At 48.2% G+C, this 17,283-nt stretch carries 13 protein-coding genes; 3 read left to right on the top strand and 10 right to left on the bottom strand.

What is annotated here, in order from left to right; translation table 11 throughout:
- Positions 1-62: 62 nt before the first annotated feature.
- Positions 63-935 (bottom strand): NAD(P)-dependent oxidoreductase, encoded by an 873-nt coding sequence (locus QFZ51_RS12415; protein WP_429046212.1) that lies wholly within the window; start codon positions 933-935, stop codon positions 63-65.
- Positions 936-1,102: 167 nt separating this feature from the next.
- Between QFZ51_RS12415 and QFZ51_RS12410 the strand changes: the two genes are divergently transcribed.
- Complete coding sequence (locus tag QFZ51_RS12410; protein ID WP_429046210.1) at positions 1,103-1,471, top strand: winged helix-turn-helix transcriptional regulator; 369 nt, start codon at positions 1,103-1,105, stop codon at positions 1,469-1,471.
- A 20-nt stretch (positions 1,472-1,491) separates the two neighbouring features.
- Here the strand turns inward: QFZ51_RS12410 and nudK are convergent, their stop codons facing one another.
- Entirely contained in the window at positions 1,492-2,070 is a 579-nt protein-coding gene (gene nudK / locus QFZ51_RS12405; protein WP_429046209.1) for a GDP-mannose pyrophosphatase NudK, read from the bottom strand.
- 57 nt (positions 2,071-2,127) lie between these two features.
- Between nudK and QFZ51_RS12400 the strand changes: the two genes are divergently transcribed.
- Positions 2,128-2,874, top strand: coding sequence for a DeoR/GlpR family DNA-binding transcription regulator (locus QFZ51_RS12400; RefSeq protein WP_429046207.1), 747 nt, complete (start codon positions 2,128-2,130; stop codon positions 2,872-2,874).
- Here the strand turns inward: QFZ51_RS12400 and QFZ51_RS12395 are convergent.
- The 7 genes from QFZ51_RS12395 to QFZ51_RS12365 form a co-directional block, all read right to left on the bottom strand.
- On the bottom strand, positions 2,766-3,686 hold the full coding sequence (locus QFZ51_RS12395; protein ID WP_429046205.1) for an alpha/beta hydrolase: 921 nt from the start codon (positions 3,684-3,686) through the stop codon (positions 2,766-2,768). The two genes, QFZ51_RS12400 and QFZ51_RS12395, sit on opposite strands and share 109 nt — an antisense overlap.
- A gap of 48 nt (positions 3,687-3,734) precedes the next feature.
- Positions 3,735-4,613, bottom strand: coding sequence for a hypothetical protein (locus QFZ51_RS12390; protein WP_429046203.1), 879 nt, complete (start codon positions 4,611-4,613; stop codon positions 3,735-3,737).
- 60 nt (positions 4,614-4,673) lie between these two features.
- Positions 4,674-5,789 (bottom strand): glycoside hydrolase family 76 protein, encoded by a 1,116-nt coding sequence (locus QFZ51_RS12385; protein WP_429046201.1) that lies wholly within the window; start codon positions 5,787-5,789, stop codon positions 4,674-4,676.
- A 63-nt stretch (positions 5,790-5,852) separates the two neighbouring features.
- The gene (locus QFZ51_RS12380) at positions 5,853-7,649 is read right to left on the bottom strand and encodes a RagB/SusD family nutrient uptake outer membrane protein (RefSeq protein WP_429046200.1); all 1,797 of its coding nucleotides are present in this window, start codon (positions 7,647-7,649) and stop codon (positions 5,853-5,855) included.
- Between the two features lie 18 nt (positions 7,650-7,667).
- Positions 7,668-11,000, bottom strand: a complete 3,333-nt coding sequence (locus QFZ51_RS12375; RefSeq protein WP_429046199.1) for a SusC/RagA family TonB-linked outer membrane protein — start codon at positions 10,998-11,000, stop codon at positions 7,668-7,670.
- A gap of 134 nt (positions 11,001-11,134) precedes the next feature.
- Positions 11,135-12,070: a FecR family protein gene (locus QFZ51_RS12370; RefSeq protein WP_429046197.1), complete on the bottom strand. Its 936-nt coding sequence runs from the start codon at positions 12,068-12,070 to the stop codon at positions 11,135-11,137.
- 313 nt (positions 12,071-12,383) lie between these two features.
- Complete coding sequence (locus QFZ51_RS12365; RefSeq protein WP_370911593.1) at positions 12,384-12,974, bottom strand: RNA polymerase sigma factor; 591 nt, start codon at positions 12,972-12,974, stop codon at positions 12,384-12,386.
- A gap of 360 nt (positions 12,975-13,334) precedes the next feature.
- Here QFZ51_RS12365 and QFZ51_RS12360 point away from each other — a divergent pair, with 360 nt between their 5' ends.
- Positions 13,335-14,645 carry a sensor histidine kinase gene (locus QFZ51_RS12360; protein ID WP_429046194.1) on the top strand — a complete coding sequence of 437 codons (1,311 nt, stop codon included), beginning with the start codon at positions 13,335-13,337 and terminating at the stop codon, positions 14,643-14,645.
- Here the strand turns inward: QFZ51_RS12360 and QFZ51_RS12355 are convergent, their stop codons facing one another.
- The gene (locus QFZ51_RS12355) at positions 14,646-17,060 is read right to left on the bottom strand and encodes an ABC transporter permease (protein WP_429046192.1); all 2,415 of its coding nucleotides are present in this window, start codon (positions 17,058-17,060) and stop codon (positions 14,646-14,648) included.
- Positions 17,061-17,283 lie beyond the last annotated feature (223 nt).

Genomic DNA, 17,283 nt, shown 5'->3' with positions numbered 1-17,283 from the left:
AGTGCTTATAAAGATACGGATAATTAGTGTTTAGTCCGGCGGACTAAACACTAACCTCCTGCTTACCGCATGGCTTTTATCAATGCTCCCACCTGCTCTTCTCCATAACCGGCCTTGATGCCTTTATTCATAAGGTTGAGGATGAAGGCGGGCACGTCGCCGGGAATGCCGGATTCAGCGGCCTGTTTCATCATTAAAGTCATAGATACCGCGCAGGTTTTGAGGCTGCTTTCCGGTTGGGAAAAATTGTTGGTGCTGATCACAGCGCCTTCATGCCGCACCATTTCCCCAAGTACCGGTGCAATGTTATGGATCATATCGCCTAATGCGTTTACATCCAGCTTTTCTGATTCAAAGATCCTGGCGCCCTGCAGGAAGCCGGTGATCAAACCGAACAGGCTGGAAAGTATGGCGAGATCCCACGCAGCGGCGGCGCCGGTGGCGGCTCCCATATACATCAGGTTGCCACCCAGTACTTTTAACACGGATTCCCCTTTTTCAAAAGCGGCCTGTTGCCCGGATAAAAAAATAGGCGTATCCGGTTTTCCTATCTGCCGGGGGGTGGCCAGCAGTGCGCCATCCAGGTAGTGCGCCCCAAGGGACTGTGCCCAGGTTGCTGCTGTTCTTGCATCCTGCGGGGTGCCGGTAGTGAGTTCCAGCAGAAGGCGGCCATTCAGCGCCGTTGCTGCTTCCGGCGTGGAAAGAATGCTGCGGGTGGTTTCGTAATTATTGAGGCAGGTAATGATCACCGGGCTTGCCAATACCGCTGCGGCAGGATCTGCTGCCAATACAGCGCCATCCGTTACCAGCGGCGATGCTTTTTCTGTGCTGCGGTTCCATACGGTTACGCGGTAACCATTATCCAGCAGGGTACGCGCCAATACAAATCCCATAGGGCCTAACCCAATTACAGCAACACTTTTATTTGTTGTCATCGTCTCTTTTTTTAGGCCTCAAATGTCTTGACTACGGCGGTGACGGACAATAACCGAAAAAAGTTTCACCCATGGAAAAATTTTTCGGTATACTCCCCTGTTGCGTTACGACGATGCGCTTTTATGAAGTAGTGTAAAATGTTTATCTTTCCTGCAAATGAAACACCATGTACGAGAAAAAAATCCCCGAACTGCACTGTGGCATCAGCATTTTCATGAAGGTATTGGGCGGTAAATGGAAAGCCTGGATCATTGAGTGTATTCATGATGATATCAGACGGCCAAGTGAAATTCACCGCGAGATGGAAGTAAATGGCGCCAGCATGCGCGTGATCACCATGCACCTGAAGGAGCTGGAAGATCTTGGCATACTGTACAAAAAAGTATATGCCGGTATCCCGTTGAAAGTAGAATATTACCTGACAGAAGTTGGACTAAGCACCTTACCTCTGATAAAGGCCATGGATCAATGGGGCAAAAAGAACCAGGCCTTACTAACGAAAGATGAAAACAAAGCGGTATTGGCGGATAACTGATACCTGCTCTGCTTTTTCGTTTAGCCGCACAGGTGATGAAGCGCCGCATATTGCAGCAGCATGATTGTTTTCCCATCCCTGATTTCCCCGGTGCGGATCATGTCCATTGCCTGCGTAAACGGCAGTTCCAGCACTTCTATATTTTCCTGTTCGGCTTCCAGTCCGCCGCCATCGTGAACTTTCAGCTCTTTCGTGTATGCGGCCACAAAAAAATACAGGATCTCGGTAACAGAGCCCGGCGACATATACGCTTCAAATACTTTCTCCACCGCGGTTACCTGGTAACCGGTTTCCTCCATCGTTTCCCGGCGGATGCATTCTTCCGCATTATCTTCATCCAGTAAACCGGCGCAGCATTCTATCAGCAACCCCGTTTCGTTGCCATTGATATAGGTAGGCATGCGGAATTGCCGGGTTAGCACTACGGTGCCATGTTCTTTATTATACAGCAATATAGTAGCTCCATTGCCGCGATCATACGCCTCCCGCTCCTGCTTCACTACTGCCCCATCGCTGTCGGTCATTTCATAGGTGATTTTCTTGAGTGTGTACCAATTGTCCGACAGGATGGCTGTTTCCAGAATATTAATTGTTTTCATATTAAATGATCGATTATGATCGTTTTTGATTATTTTTGATCAAGTTAATTATTTAAAATGAATTTCCAGCTAAGAAAACAAAAAATACTGGCGCTGCTGCATGCGAAAGGAGAAGTAGCCACCGGTGAACTGGCGCAGACATTGGGAATTTCAGAGATCACCATCCGGCGGGATCTCAATCAGTTGTCGGACGACGGGCTGCTGTACCGTACCCACGGCGGCGCTATCCCGGTGACCGGGCAGGATTCCCCCTTTGAATTTGTGAACAAAGCAGCAGCCAACCAAGCAGCAAAAGATAAGATCTGCAGAAAAGCAGCAGCGGAAATCAACGATGGCGATATTATTTTCATGGATTGCGGCAGCACTGTTTTCCGCTTATGCCAGTTTATAAAAAACAAAAAGATTAAAGTAATCACCAACTCCCTCCCGGTGATATTTGAGCTGCAACATTCCGCAGTATCCCTTAACATTATCGGCGGCGAATACGATGCGGCCCGGCAGGCCATACATGGTACAATGGCCACAGAGCATATTCAACGGTATAAAGCAGGCAAGGCATTTATTGGTGTAGATGGCCTCTCGGTGCAGGGATTGTTTGCACACAGCGAAAAAGAAGCAGCTATTGCCACTGCGCTGGCTACACAAAGTGACTATACGTACCTGTTATGCGATGCAGGGAAAATAGGGAAAACCTCCTACCTGAATTTTGCAGGACTGGAGTTGGTAGATGCAATTATTACGGATGGCGATCCGGCCGCATTGAAGTATTGTAAGAAGAAGGGAGTAAAGGTGATAAGCGCATGAGTTATTCCAATATCTCCTTCAGCCGCTCTCTGGTATTCGGGGTTATCCGTCATACCGTTATGCCGCTGCCCTTTCAGTGTGATCAGTGTATCTCCCGGTTTAAAATATGCTTTCAGTTTTTCGGAAGAGCCGTAGTAAATCACTTCGTCGTTATCACCATGAAAGATGGTAACGGGAACGGTAACACGTTGTATATTCCTGTAAGTTGGAAATGTATACTTCAATAAAAATGAAGGCAGCATGGGATAATAATACCTGGCCATATCTTTCATGCTGAAGTAGGGCGCCTGCAGGATGAGTTGCCTGGGATGATTGTCTGCTGCGAGGCGTGCGGCGGTACCTGTGCCCATGGAATAACCGAGAATAACAATCGTATTTTCCGGGTAAGCTGTTTTCAGGCTGTCATAGGCAGTTTGTGCATCGGCATAAAACTGCCGTTCACTGTGGATCTTTCCGCTACTTTTTCCGTAACCGCGGTAATCAAACATAAATACATCATAACCAAGGTGTGTATATACCCTGGCGGCTTCTCCCCACGACCGGAGGGAGCCGGCGTTACCATGGAGATAAAAGATAAGGCCTTTGTCGCCACGGGATTTAAATAGCAGCCCGTTTAACTGTGTGCCATCAGCAGTGGTAATAGTGCGTTCTTCGAAGGGCTCGGGGAACTGGAAAACATACGCCGGCGGTAATCTCTCCGGAAAAAAAAGCAAGCGCTCCTGGATGAAATAAACGAGGACACAAACCGCTGCATACAGGAGGAGCAGCACGCCTGTTGTTTTCAGCACCCATTTTACTATTACAGCTAACATCTATGTAAGATACAAAGAAACACAAATCATGTTATCACCGGCGGTCTTCTACTTCCCCAGTTTTTTGAAGGTGCCGTTTACGCCATCCCAGCTGTATTTGGTAAGCTCTTCTTTTACTGACATAACCGGTTCCCCGTTCTTATCCAGCTTATCTGTTTCTTCTTCTTCATGCATTTTCAGGATGATGGTATCTGGTAGACCGTTTTTCTCGCCGGGGAAAATGAAAGACTCCTCATGATAATATACACCGGCATCACCCACATCCATTCTTTCCGGCAGTGCGGCGATCCGTCCATCCTTCATCCAGGCGAAATAATAATAGTTTGTCGAGACACCACAGGCTGCTCCACCAAAGCCAACAGATACGATATTTTGCACGTTGGTAAGACCGAGACCGGCCATTACCTTCGCATAGGAAAAACCAGCGGATTCATCATCCATTATCCGGAATGTGGTGGCAGCAAGGATTTTACGGGCTTGTACGGCTTTTAATTTCACAATATACTGCGGGTATTTTTCATTGCCGATCAGTGTATCCACGCGGCGGTCGTAGGCAAATACAAATTTCATGTCGCCTCTGCGCATAGGAGGAAAAGAGATCAGTCCTTCCCACACGTAGCCTTGTTTTTCCACACCATCCTTTTTGTATTTAATCTGTACCCAGGGAAGGGTGAGACCTTTGAGTGTGAGCATTTTGCCGGGCAATACCTCCACCGTAGTAATATCGTCGCCGGCCAGCAGGGTGTCGATGGCGGCTTGTTTGGTATCCGGGCTCATACGTACCAGTGCGGTATCTGCAAAAATATACCGGCTATCATCTTTGTTTAACGACCAGGTATTGAAGATAAATTCCTGTTCCTGGGCAAAAAGAGGGGTAGCAAAACAGGCGAACAAACAAGTCAGCGTAAAAAACAACATCGTTTTCATGAGGTATATTGATTAAAGCGCAAAAATAGCGTTTTACCTCCTGAAAACGATGCGTTGCCATTAATTTGCCGGAGGGCATATCTGCATCATGTATACTGCGCTGCTGGCCTCATAGGATTGCAGCACGCCGGTTACACAAGGCACTTTATAGTTACGGTAGGTTAACCCACGGGTAACGTCGCGGTTCCCCCAGGCGGCGTTGATATTTTTCTGGATCCAGGGCAGGAACTGCGTTTGGCCGGCATCGTTGATCAGCGTCATCACATATTGTCCGAAGATGGCCTTTAATATGCCCTGCTCGTTCCAGTCGCCTTCGGCGGGCATAATACCATTTACATCGCTCATGGTTTTCTGCGTATAGGTAGCGGCGAGCTTCGCCTGATCAAGATAAGTCGCGGTACCGGTTTCTTTGTACAACATCACGGCTGCTCCAATGAACGTTCCCTGGTTGTAGGTGTAATCGGACCAGCCTTTGTTACCATTTACATTATTATCTGCCACCCTGCCGGTAGCGGGATCATAAAGATTATTTACGCCCCAGTTGTACACGTCTTTTGCTTTTTGAAGATAAGCGGCTTCGCCGGTGATCTTATACAGGGTCATGGCGGCGATCACAGTGGGGAAGTTAATACAGGCGTTTTTACCGCTATGGTTAAAATCCCAGAACATGCCGCCTTTATCCGGATCATAAGATCCATCCCATACCCTTTTGAAACCCGAAACGGAGAGGTCGAGATATGCCTTGTTGCCGATAACCTGGCTGGCACGGGCAAGTGAAATGACCCACCACATAATATCATCGTAAATAAACCATTCCTTGGTATTGTTCCAGTTGTATTTATCATAGCGGTTATAACCACCCTGGAAGATATCGGTGATGCGTTGAAGATCGGCCGGATCTTTTGTGCGTGTGTATACGTTCATGGCCATATCCCAGTAAATTGCCTGGACCCAGATGGCGCCGATGCCTTTCTTTTCGGTATTGCTGTAATAGAGCTTGTCGGCCGTACTGTAGAAATACTGGTTAAAACTGGCGTAGGCAGTAGCCGCATCTTTGGTAGTAAAAGATACCGTGGGCGTTGGTCCCGGCGTAACAGGATCTTCTTTTGCGTTGCTTTTGGAACAGTTGCTGTGCAGCAGCAATGCTGCAAAAAGTAAACAGGTTATTTTATACATATGATCGGGTTAAAACCGGGAGCCGGTACTACAGTCCGGCTTCCGGTGGTTCTTTAAATATACTTACCAGCCTGGATTTTGCACCAGTTGTTTATCATTATCCACATCATCTGCCGGCAGTGGGAACAGGTAATGTTTTCTTTCAAATACGCGGGTTTCAAAAGGCACTACCTGCAGGAAGTCGGGCATATCAGATCCGATGTTCAAACCATAGACAGGACCGTTTTCTGTTTGTTCTGCTATTTTCCAGCGGCGTACATCAAAGAAACGGTTATTTTCAAAAGCCAGTTCCACGCGGCGTTCTTTGCGGATCGCTTCACGGATGGCGGCTTGCCCGGCGGGTGCCGGCAATTCTGCCGATCCGTATTGCGGAATCCCTGCCCTTTCCCTGATGAGGTTCACATATTTCAGTGCTTCCGGGCTGGCAGGATTGGCTTCATTCACACATTCTGCGTAGCTGAGATAGATCTCCGCCAGGCGGATGAGCATCAGCGTACGGCCACCTACATCCCATTTGCCGAGGCCCTGCGCCTTGCGTACAATATAGCCGGTAGGACTGTAATCGTTGTTGCCTGTGGCCTTACCGGAGTTGCCGTGATTATAGATGCGGGTAACGATATTCCCAAAAGATTTATTCAGCCAGGTGCTTCCATCGTAAGTGATGTTTACATAAAAACGGGGCTCGCGGTTTACCCATTGGTTATAGATATTGCTGGGCGCCGTTTCATTAGGACCGGTAAAATCTGAGTAGCCTGTTTTTACATACTGCGATAACGGGTCATCGATGCTTCTGCCATTCTTCATAAAAAATGCGTCTACCATATTCTGGGTAGCACCTAAACCGCCGCTTCCCCGTACATCGCTGGAAGGTGCGCCGCTGTGGAACGGCGTCATTTCGTACTGACGGGAATTCAGCGAATTGGCAGGACGGGCAAAGATCACTTCCGGGTTCCAGTCGGTCAGGAATACATCCCTGCAGGAAAGATAAGGATCAAATTCTCCCTTTGCATTATTCTTCTTAAATAAACTGTAGGTAGAAGGCACAAACTGGTCGAGGAAAGATTTATAGGCCTCTGCCGCCAGTTTCCATTTATTGGCATCGTACGACTGGCTGATCAGCTGTTTGCCATCCGTGTTTTTCAGGGCAGCCATATCGGTGTTTCCATTAAACAACGGGCTGGCGCTGTACATCAGTGCATTGGCGCGGAAGGCCAGTGCAATGCCTTTACTGATCCGGCCGTAGTCCTGATCGTTGTTGGGTATTACCGGTAAGTTAGCCGCAGCTGTTTCCAGTTCTGAAGTTACATAGGCCACGCACTCATCAAAGGAGTTGCGGGGCATCTGGAGACTGGCATCCACTTCTACTGGTTTTTCGCCCATGAGTACAACGGGACCGTATATACGCATCAGGTAAAAATAGTACATGGCGCGCAGTGCCCGGGCCTCTGCTTTGTATTGGGTGATGAGATCCGGTGAGAGATCTGTTATTTTATCGGCGTTATCAATAAATACGCTGGCTGCGCGGATACCCCGGTAAAAATTGGTCCAGTAGTCGCCCACAAAACCGGATTTGGCATCCCAGCTGCCGATGTTTACGCTGTTGGATTGTACAAATCCCCACACATAATCTGCTTCATCGCAGCCACCGGTCCATAAGCCGCGGTTGTTGTAATCGCCGGGGTTGCGTTGTCCGAATTCATCCGGTATGCGGACATACACGTTGTTCAGGAATTTCTGTGCGGTAGCCCAGGTACGGAAAGTTTCCTCGATGGTTAGCCGGTCGTCCGGCACCTGGTCCAGGTATTTTTTGCACGATGTCAATAACACGATGCCCAGTAAAATATATAATAGCTTTTTCATGATCAGTTGCTTACGTGATTAAAATTTCAGGTTTACTCCCAGCGAAATGGTTCTCACATTTGGATAAGTAGAACCGTTGTCGGTATTTAATTCAGGATCCCACAATTTGAACTTGCTGAAAGTAAGCAGGTTGATACCCTGTAAGTAAACAGATGAATTCCGGACGCCTATGCGCTGCAGCAAACTGGCGGGCAGGTTGTAGGCGATCTGCGCAGATTTCAGGCGGATGAAGCTCACATCTTTTACCCACCAGCTGCTTGGCTGGGTGTTGTTTACATTCTCTGCTTCGCCATAGGCGAGACGTGGGTAAAACGCGTCCTGGCGTGGGTTTTCAGGGGTCCATCTGTCGGTAGCAATGCTATAGGCGTTGCTTTCCCCGCCACCGCCATTGAATGGAATGATGGCGCTGCCCTGCAGCATACGATCGGCATCGGAGATTCCCTGGAACAGGAAACCAATATTAAATCCTTTGTAGGCAAGATTTAACCCGAAGCCATACACCATTGCGGGTACATCGCCGCGGCCGATCTTTGTTTCATCGGAGGAGTTGATCTTACCGTCTCCGTTAAGATCCTTGTATTTGATGTCGCCCGGTTTCACCTGTGAGCGGGAACCCGGAACGGCGCTTTTGTCGATGTCTGCCTGGTCAATGAACAAGCCTTCTGCGATATAACCATACCGCGCCAGGATATTATTGCCGCGGTGTTCCATCCATGGGTACAGCTGCGGCGGGCGGTCATCTTCCAATACTTTATCCTGGTTCCAGGTAATGTTACCTCGCACGGATACTTCTACATTCCCGATACGTGCATTGTATTCCAGGTTGGCATCCAAACCTTTGTTTTCCACGGCGCCGAGGTTACCATACTGCTGATTATCAAGGCCCATGAAATCCACGTTGGAAGCGCGTTGCAGGAAGATACCGGTACGGTGTTCCTTGAACACATCCACATTTACAAGGAGACGGTCGTTCAGTGTACGCAGTTCTATACCCAGGTCCTGTTTATTGGAAACAGACCAGCGCACATCCGATGCATAACGGGTGATGCTGATACCACTGCCGCCGTTAAAACCTTTTCCAAACGTATAGCCGTGATCGTTATCATTCAGTTTGGTGATATACAGGAAACGCTCTTCTGCGCTACCGAGACCGGTATTACCGTTGGAGTAGCGGAACTTCAGGAAGGAGATGGCGTTTTTAAACGGCTCAAAAAAACGTTCATTGGAAGGTACCCAGGCTAAACCGATAGCGGGGAAAAATCCGTAGCGGTTTTCCGGTGCAAACAATTCCGAGCCGTTGTAGCCGAAATTGAATTCCATAAAGTAACGGTCGTCGTAAGAATAGGCTGCTTTACCTGCCAGGCCGAGGTATCTTTCCGGGATGGAGTTGATAAAGTCGCCGGCGAGGGTATTGGTTTTATCGCTGGTATAAAACAATCCTAAACCGGTTACGCGGTGTTTACCAAAACCACGGTCGTAGTTGATGGCGGCCTCTGTATAAAACTGGCGGGTGGTCTGCCGGTCGCCATCGTTTTTATCGAAGCCGAGGTATTGATTACCGGTGAATGTTTTCAACAGGTTAAGCGTACCATCCGGTTTGTACGGATTGTTCATATCCGGGAACCAGGTGTCCTCGCGTTTGGAGCGGGTAATATAGTTCTGGTTAAAAACGTCGAAGGCAAACATCGCGGTGGCCGACAACCCTTCCGTAATGGATTTCAGGTCTTGCGTAGCCCGGATATTGGAGTACAACTGGTTCCTGAATTCGTTGCGATAGCCTCTGCGGGTAAGGTCGGCATAAGGATTCCTGAAGCCGCCGTTGGCCGAGCGACCGGGAACGAAGCCACCAGGGTACATTACAGGATACACCACCGGGGAGGCGTCCATCGCGCTCTGGAAAATATCGTGGGTGTTAATGCCGGGGTAGTTACCATTGGAGAAGTATCCCTGCAGGCCTACATCAAGCTTGGTGGACTTTGTAACTTTCAGGTTCAGGTTAGACGTAAAGTTATAGCGGTTATATTTTAAGGAAGAATTGTACTTCTCCAGGTCGTCTGTTTTCAGGAAGCCGCTTTCGTTATAGTAGCCGAGTGATACGTAGTACTGTGCATTTTCCACACCGCCGCTGGCGTTGAGGTTAGCGCTGCGGGTATGACCGTATTTATTGAATACAGCATCCATCCAGTTTACGTTCGGGTATAACAGCGGGTCCACGTTACTTTTTGTTTTTTCGATAGTTTCTTCGGAGAACACCGGGTTGTGGTTGCGGGTGGTAGAGGCTTCGTTGGCGAGGTTCATATAAGTAACGCCATCGAGCATTTCCGGTCGTTTGGTAAAGGAGTTTACGCCTTCATTATAATCGAAGTAGATCTGTGGTTTACCTACTTTCCCTGTTTTTGTTTTCAGGAGAATAACACCATTGGCGCCGCGCACGCCATATACGGCGGTACCGGCGGCATCTTTCAGGATGGTGAACGACTCAATGTCTTCCGGGGAAATGTTATTGATAGATCTTTCCACACCATCCACGAGGATGAGGGGCGTTGCTTTATTACCGCCTCCGAAGGTGGAGATACCGCGGATCCAGATATCGGCGCTGCCTTTACCGGGTTCGCCGGTACGCTGCACGCCTATTACGCCGGCGATGCGGCCTGCCAGCATGGAAGAGATGTCTGATGCCGGCTGTTTAAATTCCGCCGGGCGGATAGTGGACTGGGCGCCTACCAGGCTTACTTTACGCTGGGTACCGAAACCCACTACGGCTACTTCGCCGAGTGATTTGCTGGCTACTTTCAGTTGTACGTTGATGGTAGTTTGACTGCCAGCTACTATTTCTGCCGTTTCATAACCAATGAAGCTGAATGCCAGTACATCGGTAGCAGCGTTTACGATGATCTTGTAACGTCCGTTGGCGTCGGTGGTGGTCATGGTGCTTACGCCCCTTACAGCTACGCTTACGCCGGGAAGTGGTTTACCGTTTTCATCTTTGATCACACCGGACACCACTACTTCCTGGCGGGTCATGGCCGCTTTGGGGGCAGTGAGTTTACTGATGACTACAATATCATTTACTTCTGCATATCCGAGGGATTTGTGTTGCAGTAATTTTTCGAGAACGTAGTCCAGTCGCTCGTTGGAAAACGAGTACCCTTCTACTTTGTAGCCGCTGAGCAGTTGCCTGTCGTAGGCAAAATTAATTTTTGTATGGCGGTGCAGGTCCCTGATGGCAGATTCCAGGCTACCTCCTTTCAATGCAATAGTGACGCTGGTTTCCTGCAGGATTTGTCCCTGGCCGGCGTATACCGGCAGTATGGCTGGGACACACGTCAGGGCCAAAACGACTGCAAGCATTCGTTTTCTGAAATTTTTTACAATTTTCTTCATACGTGGTTAGGCATTAATTGTTAGCATTAACAAAAGGTTCCATTTACGTGGCATTAATACGTAGTTGTTTTAAGCGATTAGCTTTGGTGATACATTGTTTATTATTCGTAAATAACGGTGTGCTGATTGATCGTGCGTACTTTCAGATGATGGATCGCCGCCAGCACCTGTGCTGCTTTTTCGGGCGCCATATCTGTTGGCAATTCCGTGGTATATCTGGTGGTTCTTACATGTTCCTGTGTGGTGGTGATGGTGATGCCGAAGTTTTTTTCCATCAGTATCACCATGTCGTGGAAAGTAACATCATTGAAAACGAGTTTGCCATCCTTCCATCCGGGCAGTTGTTCGTCTACCGGTGAAACTTTTATCTGCCCGTTGTTCCGGTTGTACACCAGTTCCTGGTTTTGCCCGAGGATGTGTGCGGGTGAGGCTTTTCCAGAGATGCTTACTTTGCCGGATACCACTCCTATGCTGAGGGTGTGTATTTCTTTATAGGCGGCGATGTTGAAGGACGTTCCCAGTACGGTGGTCTGGAGCGGACCGCTTTCTACAATGAACGGTACACCGGGATTTGTTTTCACATCAAAGAAGGCTTCCCCGTCAACCAGGTCGAGTTTTCTTTCTTTGGAGAGGTTGTCGGGTATCCGGATCGTGGTGCCGGCGTTTAACATCACTATTGATCCGTCGTTGAGGTGAATGGTTTTTCTTTCACCGGTGCGGGTGGCGTAGGTGGTCCAGGTAGCCTGTGGGTGTGGATGCAGCAGGTACCAGGCCGCCCCGGCGCCTGCCAGCAGCAATACAGCCGCTGCAGCTCTTTTCCAGCCACGGGTAAGATAAAACGTTTTAGCGACTTCAATTTGCGGCTGGATATTTAGCCACATTTCGCGTTTTATATGCTGTTGCTCCGCCTCATCCATTTCTGGTAAAGCTGCTGCATCGAACGACTGGTACCATTGTTCTATGAGTTGGTTTTCCGGTCCGGAGCTATGCCCCAGCATATACTTTTTAAAAAGCTGTCTGATTTTACTGACTTCCAAAGCGCGCGATTTTATTACTTATCTGAAAAAATAATATCCGGTACTAGTCCGGTTTAAAAAATATTTCCCCTCCGGGAGAAGGATGCCTGGCAGCGGATCATCTCCGGGAGATAGCCCTTTACCACCAATGATATGGCCTTCCCGGGGACAGCCATTCCGGGAACGCCCCGTCGTCTGCATGAATGAATGATGCGCCCCGGGCAATGGATGACACAGTACCGCCTCTCCCCTGCGGGGAGCCTGCCGGTAACAAAGGGAAAAGGTTAGACCATCGGGCCAATCCTGCACGCCGGGAAAAACTTTATCCGGCGGACTACTGTTGCTGATGTAACTGGGAGAAGAGGTAGATTAATACCAGTGTCCAGTCGCCGGTGGAAGAGGCTTTCAATGAAGTACGGAGGCGTTTTAAGGCATCTGTCAGCTGATTCTTTACGGTTTGTTCTGAAATATTAAGTGTTTTTGCAATATCGGCGATGGTATAATCATCCTCCCTGCTCAGGCGGAAGATCTGCTGCATGCGCGCAGGCAACCTGCCGATCTCGGTTTCGATTTTGGCTTTTAGTTCTTTGGTTTCTAATGTATCAGTCGCAATGTAATCGTCGAAAGTATCAAAAAAATCCGCCTTTTTAATTTCTGCGGCACTAAAGGCATAATGGCTGATCACGCGGTACCGGATGGCGGTGAACAGGTACCGGCCCAGGTCTCCCTCCTGCGTTACCCGGATATCGTTCCTTCTTCTCCATAACGTAATCATCACCTCCTGCACCATGTCTTTCGCCTCATCTTTATCCACACGCTGACAAGCCTTTAAATAAAGGGCCTGCCAATATTTATCATAGATAGATTCAAAAGCAGCTGTATCATCTCTTTTTATAAGCTGTAATAAGTCTCCATCACTCATCATTTTTCGCGCATATTAAAAGTGGGTGAATACCTCATCATCTCTCCCGCGGCCGAAAATTAATGATAATTATTTTAGCTTTCCCGCTTTTGTAAAATGCATTTAGCAAAATGTAACGGAAACGGATGGTCTTTACGTATACCCCTTCGCGTTTGGGACAATATTATCTTCGCTTACAGATAATGGCGCGGATATTGCTTTTGATGGCGGTCAGATTTTCTTTGGCCACGCCGCATTTTTTTTAAAAATTAATCAGGTAGTATAAAGAAAACCGCGAAAAAATTGTGACATTACAATAATATGATTATCCTGAGCCCGGCATTTTCACTGCCAACAGCAGTTGTTTTTGCTTAAATTAGTAACATGTCAACACCCGGAACCATAACGATATCCCAACGATTGAAACAATTCTCACACTTCCTGATAGGAGACCCCAGACAGTTCTCGCTGGAAAACCGCATATTCAATGCGATATGTGCTATTTCCCTCTTTATTATTGCCATTAACGTACCATATAATTATATTACCGGCCTTACGGTTACCTCGCTCATCTTTGCTTTACTGGTGCCTGCATTCTCCTTTATTTATTTTTTGTCGAGATACCGGAAGAAGGTAAATATCAGTATAGCCATTGCCGCGATCGTTATTAACGTGAGCTTCGCTATTAACTATTTCTACAGCGGGGGAATACAGGGCGCCTCCCTGTTGTCCTTTACCCTGGCGTTCTTCCTGGTTATGCTGATTTCCTCCCGGAAACAATATTACTGGTGGCTGGCGCTGAACCTGCTCACCGTACTCGGGCTGATCATGTGGGAATATTATCACCCGGCGGTGGTAGATGCGGTTTATAAAACGAGGAAAGACATTTTTGCAGATATGACCCCTACCTATATTATCTGCGTGTGCGTAATTTTCGTAGGAACGGTTTACCTGAAAAATGCCTATAACAAAGAAAAGCAGCAGGGAGAAGAAAAAACGCGCGCACTTGAAATCATGAACACGGAAAAGAGCAAACTCTTTTCGCTGATCTCGCACGACCTGCGTAACCCATTGGCAGCGATACAATCGTACCTCCAGCTGATGCGGGAAATAGAACTGGACCCCGAAAATAAAACCCAGATAGAAACGGAACTGCTGTACGTGGTCAACAGCACACAGGAGATGCTATATAATATCCTTGTATGGTCTAAAACGCAAATGGACGGGCTCAATGTAAATCTTACTCCTGTAGACGTCGCATCGGCCATACATCCCATTCTTAAAATCAACAAAATGGCGGTATCCAAAAAAAAGATCAGCCTGGATACCAATATAGACGCGTCTATAAAAGTGATGGCCGACATCAATATGCTGCAGCTGATTGTGCGTAACCTGCTTGGCAATGCCGCCAAGTTCACCCCTTCCGGTGGAACCATCTTCATCAAAACCAGCAGGGCCGGCAATAAATGCTTAATTGAAGTGAGAGACAGCGGTGTGGGTATTGACCTGTCCAGGCAACCGGATATTTTCTCCCTGAAAGTACGTTCCACTTTCGGAACAGATAATGAAAAGGGGATTGGACTGGGGTTATTTCTCTGTAAGGAATATACCACCGCGCAGGAGGGACAGATCTGGTTTGAAAACAACCGCGAAGGCGGAAGCTCCTTTTACCTGGAACTTCCGCTGGTCAACTGATTATTCTGCTTTGAGGCTGTTCACCGGGTTGGCCGTAGCAGCCCTGATAGCCCGGTAGCTGACAGTTAAAATGGTGATGGCGATCGCAATAAACGCGGCCAATACAAAGGTTGTCCAGCTCATTTTTACCTGGTAGGCAAAATTCTGCAGCCACCGGCTCATCACATACCAGGCAAGCGGACTGGCAATAACAACAGCCACCAATACCAGTTTCAGGAAGTCTTTCGACAGCATGGCCACAATACCCGTTACTGACGCGCCCAGCACCTTGCGGATGCCTATTTCCCGGGTACGTTGTTCCGCTGCATAAGTGATCAGCCCGAATACTCCCAGGGACGCAATTAATACGGCCAATATGGCAAAGGAAATGAAGATCCTGCCTGTACGCTGTTCTGCAATATAGAGGCGGTTAAAATCGTCATCAAGAAAAGAATAGACGAATGGCTGCCCACCCATACCCGGCTGCGCTTCATAGGCGGTTTTTATCTTTGCAATGAGTTCCTGGATATTACTGGTCTGGATGCGGAATGCCATTGACTGGAAATTTTCCCGTAGCCGGAACACCATTGGCGGTATTTTATTCCTTAAGCTACCGGCATTGAAATCTTTTACCACGCCTATTACTTTCAGCGGCCTGTCTCCATCGGCATAGAGATACTTTTCATTCAGATCCCTGAAATCAAATAACCGGGCTGCCGTTTCATTGAGCAATACAGCAAAAGTATCGGAAGGCATGTCTGGTGAGAAATTCCGGCCACTGGCCATTTGCATGCCCATTGTGTGGATGTAATCCGCATCCACATACCATTCCGGTACGCCGGTTACCTGCCCGGTGCTGCGGGCGGCATCTTTTGAATAGATATTGGTGTTCTGTCTTATATCGGTAGGCAAAGAGCCTGTCATAGTACCCGATTCCACACCTGGTATGTTCAGCACTTCATTTTTAAAGTTGCGGGCATGTGTCCACAACGACTGGGTATTGCCCAGGATGAGCACCTGTTCGCGGTTATAACCAAGCTTTTTATTCCGTATATAATTCAGCTGACTGTTGATCACCAGCGTACCAACAATCAACAGGATAGCAGAAGCAAACTGGAAAACCACGAGGCTGTTCCGCAGCCATCCGTTCCTGAAACCGCTGTTCAACCGGCCTTTCAGCACTTTGATAGGCTCAAAGCCCGACAGGAAAAAGGCGGGATAACTGCCAGCCAGCAACCCGATCACACCAGCAGTTACCAGCAGGAAAGGCAGCAGCCATAAAAAATACCCCGCCTCCAGCGTAATGTTTTTTCCTGACAGCTGGTTGAGATACGGGAGCAGTAAAATGGCGAATGCCACTGCCAGTAACAGGGCAAAGAAGCTGGTCAGCATAGACTCCGTAAGGAATTGGAAAATCAGGGAAGACCGTTGGGAACCCAGCACCTTCCGCACTCCTACTTCTTTAGCGCGCCCGGCAGAGCGGGCGGTGGAAAGGTTCATGAAGTTAACGCAGGCAATCAGCAGAATGATGATCGCCACCGCAATGAAGATGTACACGTATTGAATATTGCCGGAAGGTTCTGCTTCATCGGCCAGCGGGGAATATAAATGAATGCTTGTGAGCGGCAGCAGGTTATATCCAAAATGCCCCCCTGATTTTTGGAGATCTGCAAAGGTACTGCCGGTCATTTTCTTCAGCGGCCCCTCCATATATTTTTTGGTAACGGCATCCACATAGCTTTGCAGTTGCGCGCCGGTGGCGCCTTCCCGCATTAATACATAGGTGGCGTAGTTGTCTGACATCCATCCGCCGTTTTCCCGGCTTTCGGGTAATTCGGACATGGCGCGCACAAAATCGAAGTGCAGGTGCGACTGATCCGGCACATCTTTTATTACACCGCTGATCTGGTAAGTGGCCACATTATCTGTTTGCAGTGTTTTACCCACTACATCGGTGCTATTAAAGTATTTGAGTGCCATCCGTTCGGAGATGACCATGGTATTAGGTTGGGTGAGCGCGGTTTTAGGGTCGCCGCTGATCATCTGCAAGCTGAATACATCGAACAGGGTGGAATCTGCAAAGCAGGCATTTTTTTCTACCAGTGTGGTGTTCCCTTTTTTTACCAGGATACTTCCCTGGCGGATAAACCGTACATAGTTTTCCACGTTGGGATATTCCTGCAGCAGCACCGGGCCCAGCTGGCTGGGGCTGAATCTTTCTTTAAAGGCATTGCCGTTTACAAAAAAATCAGCATTGATACGATAGATCCTGTCGGCTTTTTTATTGAACCGGTCGTAGCTCAGCTCATCTGTTACGAACAACGTGATAAGTAAACAGGTGGTCATGCCAATAGCCAGCCCGAATATAGTGATGGCTGAAAAACCTTTGTTTCTCCAAAGGTTCCTGAGTGCAATGCTGAAGTAATTCTTAAACATAATATGCAGGGCGTTCTAATTGGATGCCGGAAATCAGGAGACATGATAATCAGCACTTTAACATCAATACACGACTACCGGATGCCCGGTTTCAATACAGCAGGTGTCCGATTACGGTCATGGTTTATTAAGTGGCAACAGCCAAAAATAAACCTATTTTAATCGCCCGATATAAAAAAAGCACGGCAGGAAACCCGCCGTGCTGCATAATTTGTTTTACTCT

The organism is Chitinophaga sp. W3I9 (genome assembly GCF_050434025.1).
Taxonomy (GTDB): domain Bacteria; phylum Bacteroidota; class Bacteroidia; order Chitinophagales; family Chitinophagaceae; genus Chitinophaga.
The sequence above is the reverse complement of the archived record's forward strand: the minus strand, read 5'-3'. Positions and strand labels throughout refer to the sequence as shown.

Excerpts from the sequence above, each read along its gene's own strand:
- QFZ51_RS12415 (WP_429046212.1), bottom strand. The coding sequence starts at position 935 with ATGACAACAAATAAAAGTGTTGCTGTAATTGGGTTAGGCCCTATGGGA.
- QFZ51_RS12410 (WP_429046210.1), top strand. The coding sequence starts at position 1,103 with ATGTACGAGAAAAAAATCCCCGAACTGCACTGTGGCATCAGCATTTTC.
- nudK (WP_429046209.1), bottom strand. The coding sequence starts at position 2,070 with ATGAAAACAATTAATATTCTGGAAACAGCCATCCTGTCGGACAATTGG.
- QFZ51_RS12400 (WP_429046207.1), top strand. The coding sequence starts at position 2,128 with ATGAATTTCCAGCTAAGAAAACAAAAAATACTGGCGCTGCTGCATGCG.
- QFZ51_RS12395 (WP_429046205.1), bottom strand. The coding sequence starts at position 3,686 with ATGTTAGCTGTAATAGTAAAATGGGTGCTGAAAACAACAGGCGTGCTG.
- QFZ51_RS12390 (WP_429046203.1), bottom strand. The coding sequence starts at position 4,613 with ATGAAAACGATGTTGTTTTTTACGCTGACTTGTTTGTTCGCCTGTTTT.
- QFZ51_RS12385 (WP_429046201.1), bottom strand. The coding sequence starts at position 5,789 with ATGTATAAAATAACCTGTTTACTTTTTGCAGCATTGCTGCTGCACAGC.
- QFZ51_RS12380 (WP_429046200.1), bottom strand. The coding sequence starts at position 7,649 with ATGAAAAAGCTATTATATATTTTACTGGGCATCGTGTTATTGACATCG.
- QFZ51_RS12375 (WP_429046199.1), bottom strand. The coding sequence starts at position 11,000 with ATGCTTGCAGTCGTTTTGGCCCTGACGTGTGTCCCAGCCATACTGCCG.
- QFZ51_RS12365 (WP_370911593.1), bottom strand. The coding sequence starts at position 12,974 with ATGATGAGTGATGGAGACTTATTACAGCTTATAAAAAGAGATGATACA.
- QFZ51_RS12360 (WP_429046194.1), top strand. The coding sequence starts at position 13,335 with ATGTCAACACCCGGAACCATAACGATATCCCAACGATTGAAACAATTC.
- QFZ51_RS12355 (WP_429046192.1), bottom strand. The coding sequence starts at position 17,060 with ATGTTTAAGAATTACTTCAGCATTGCACTCAGGAACCTTTGGAGAAAC.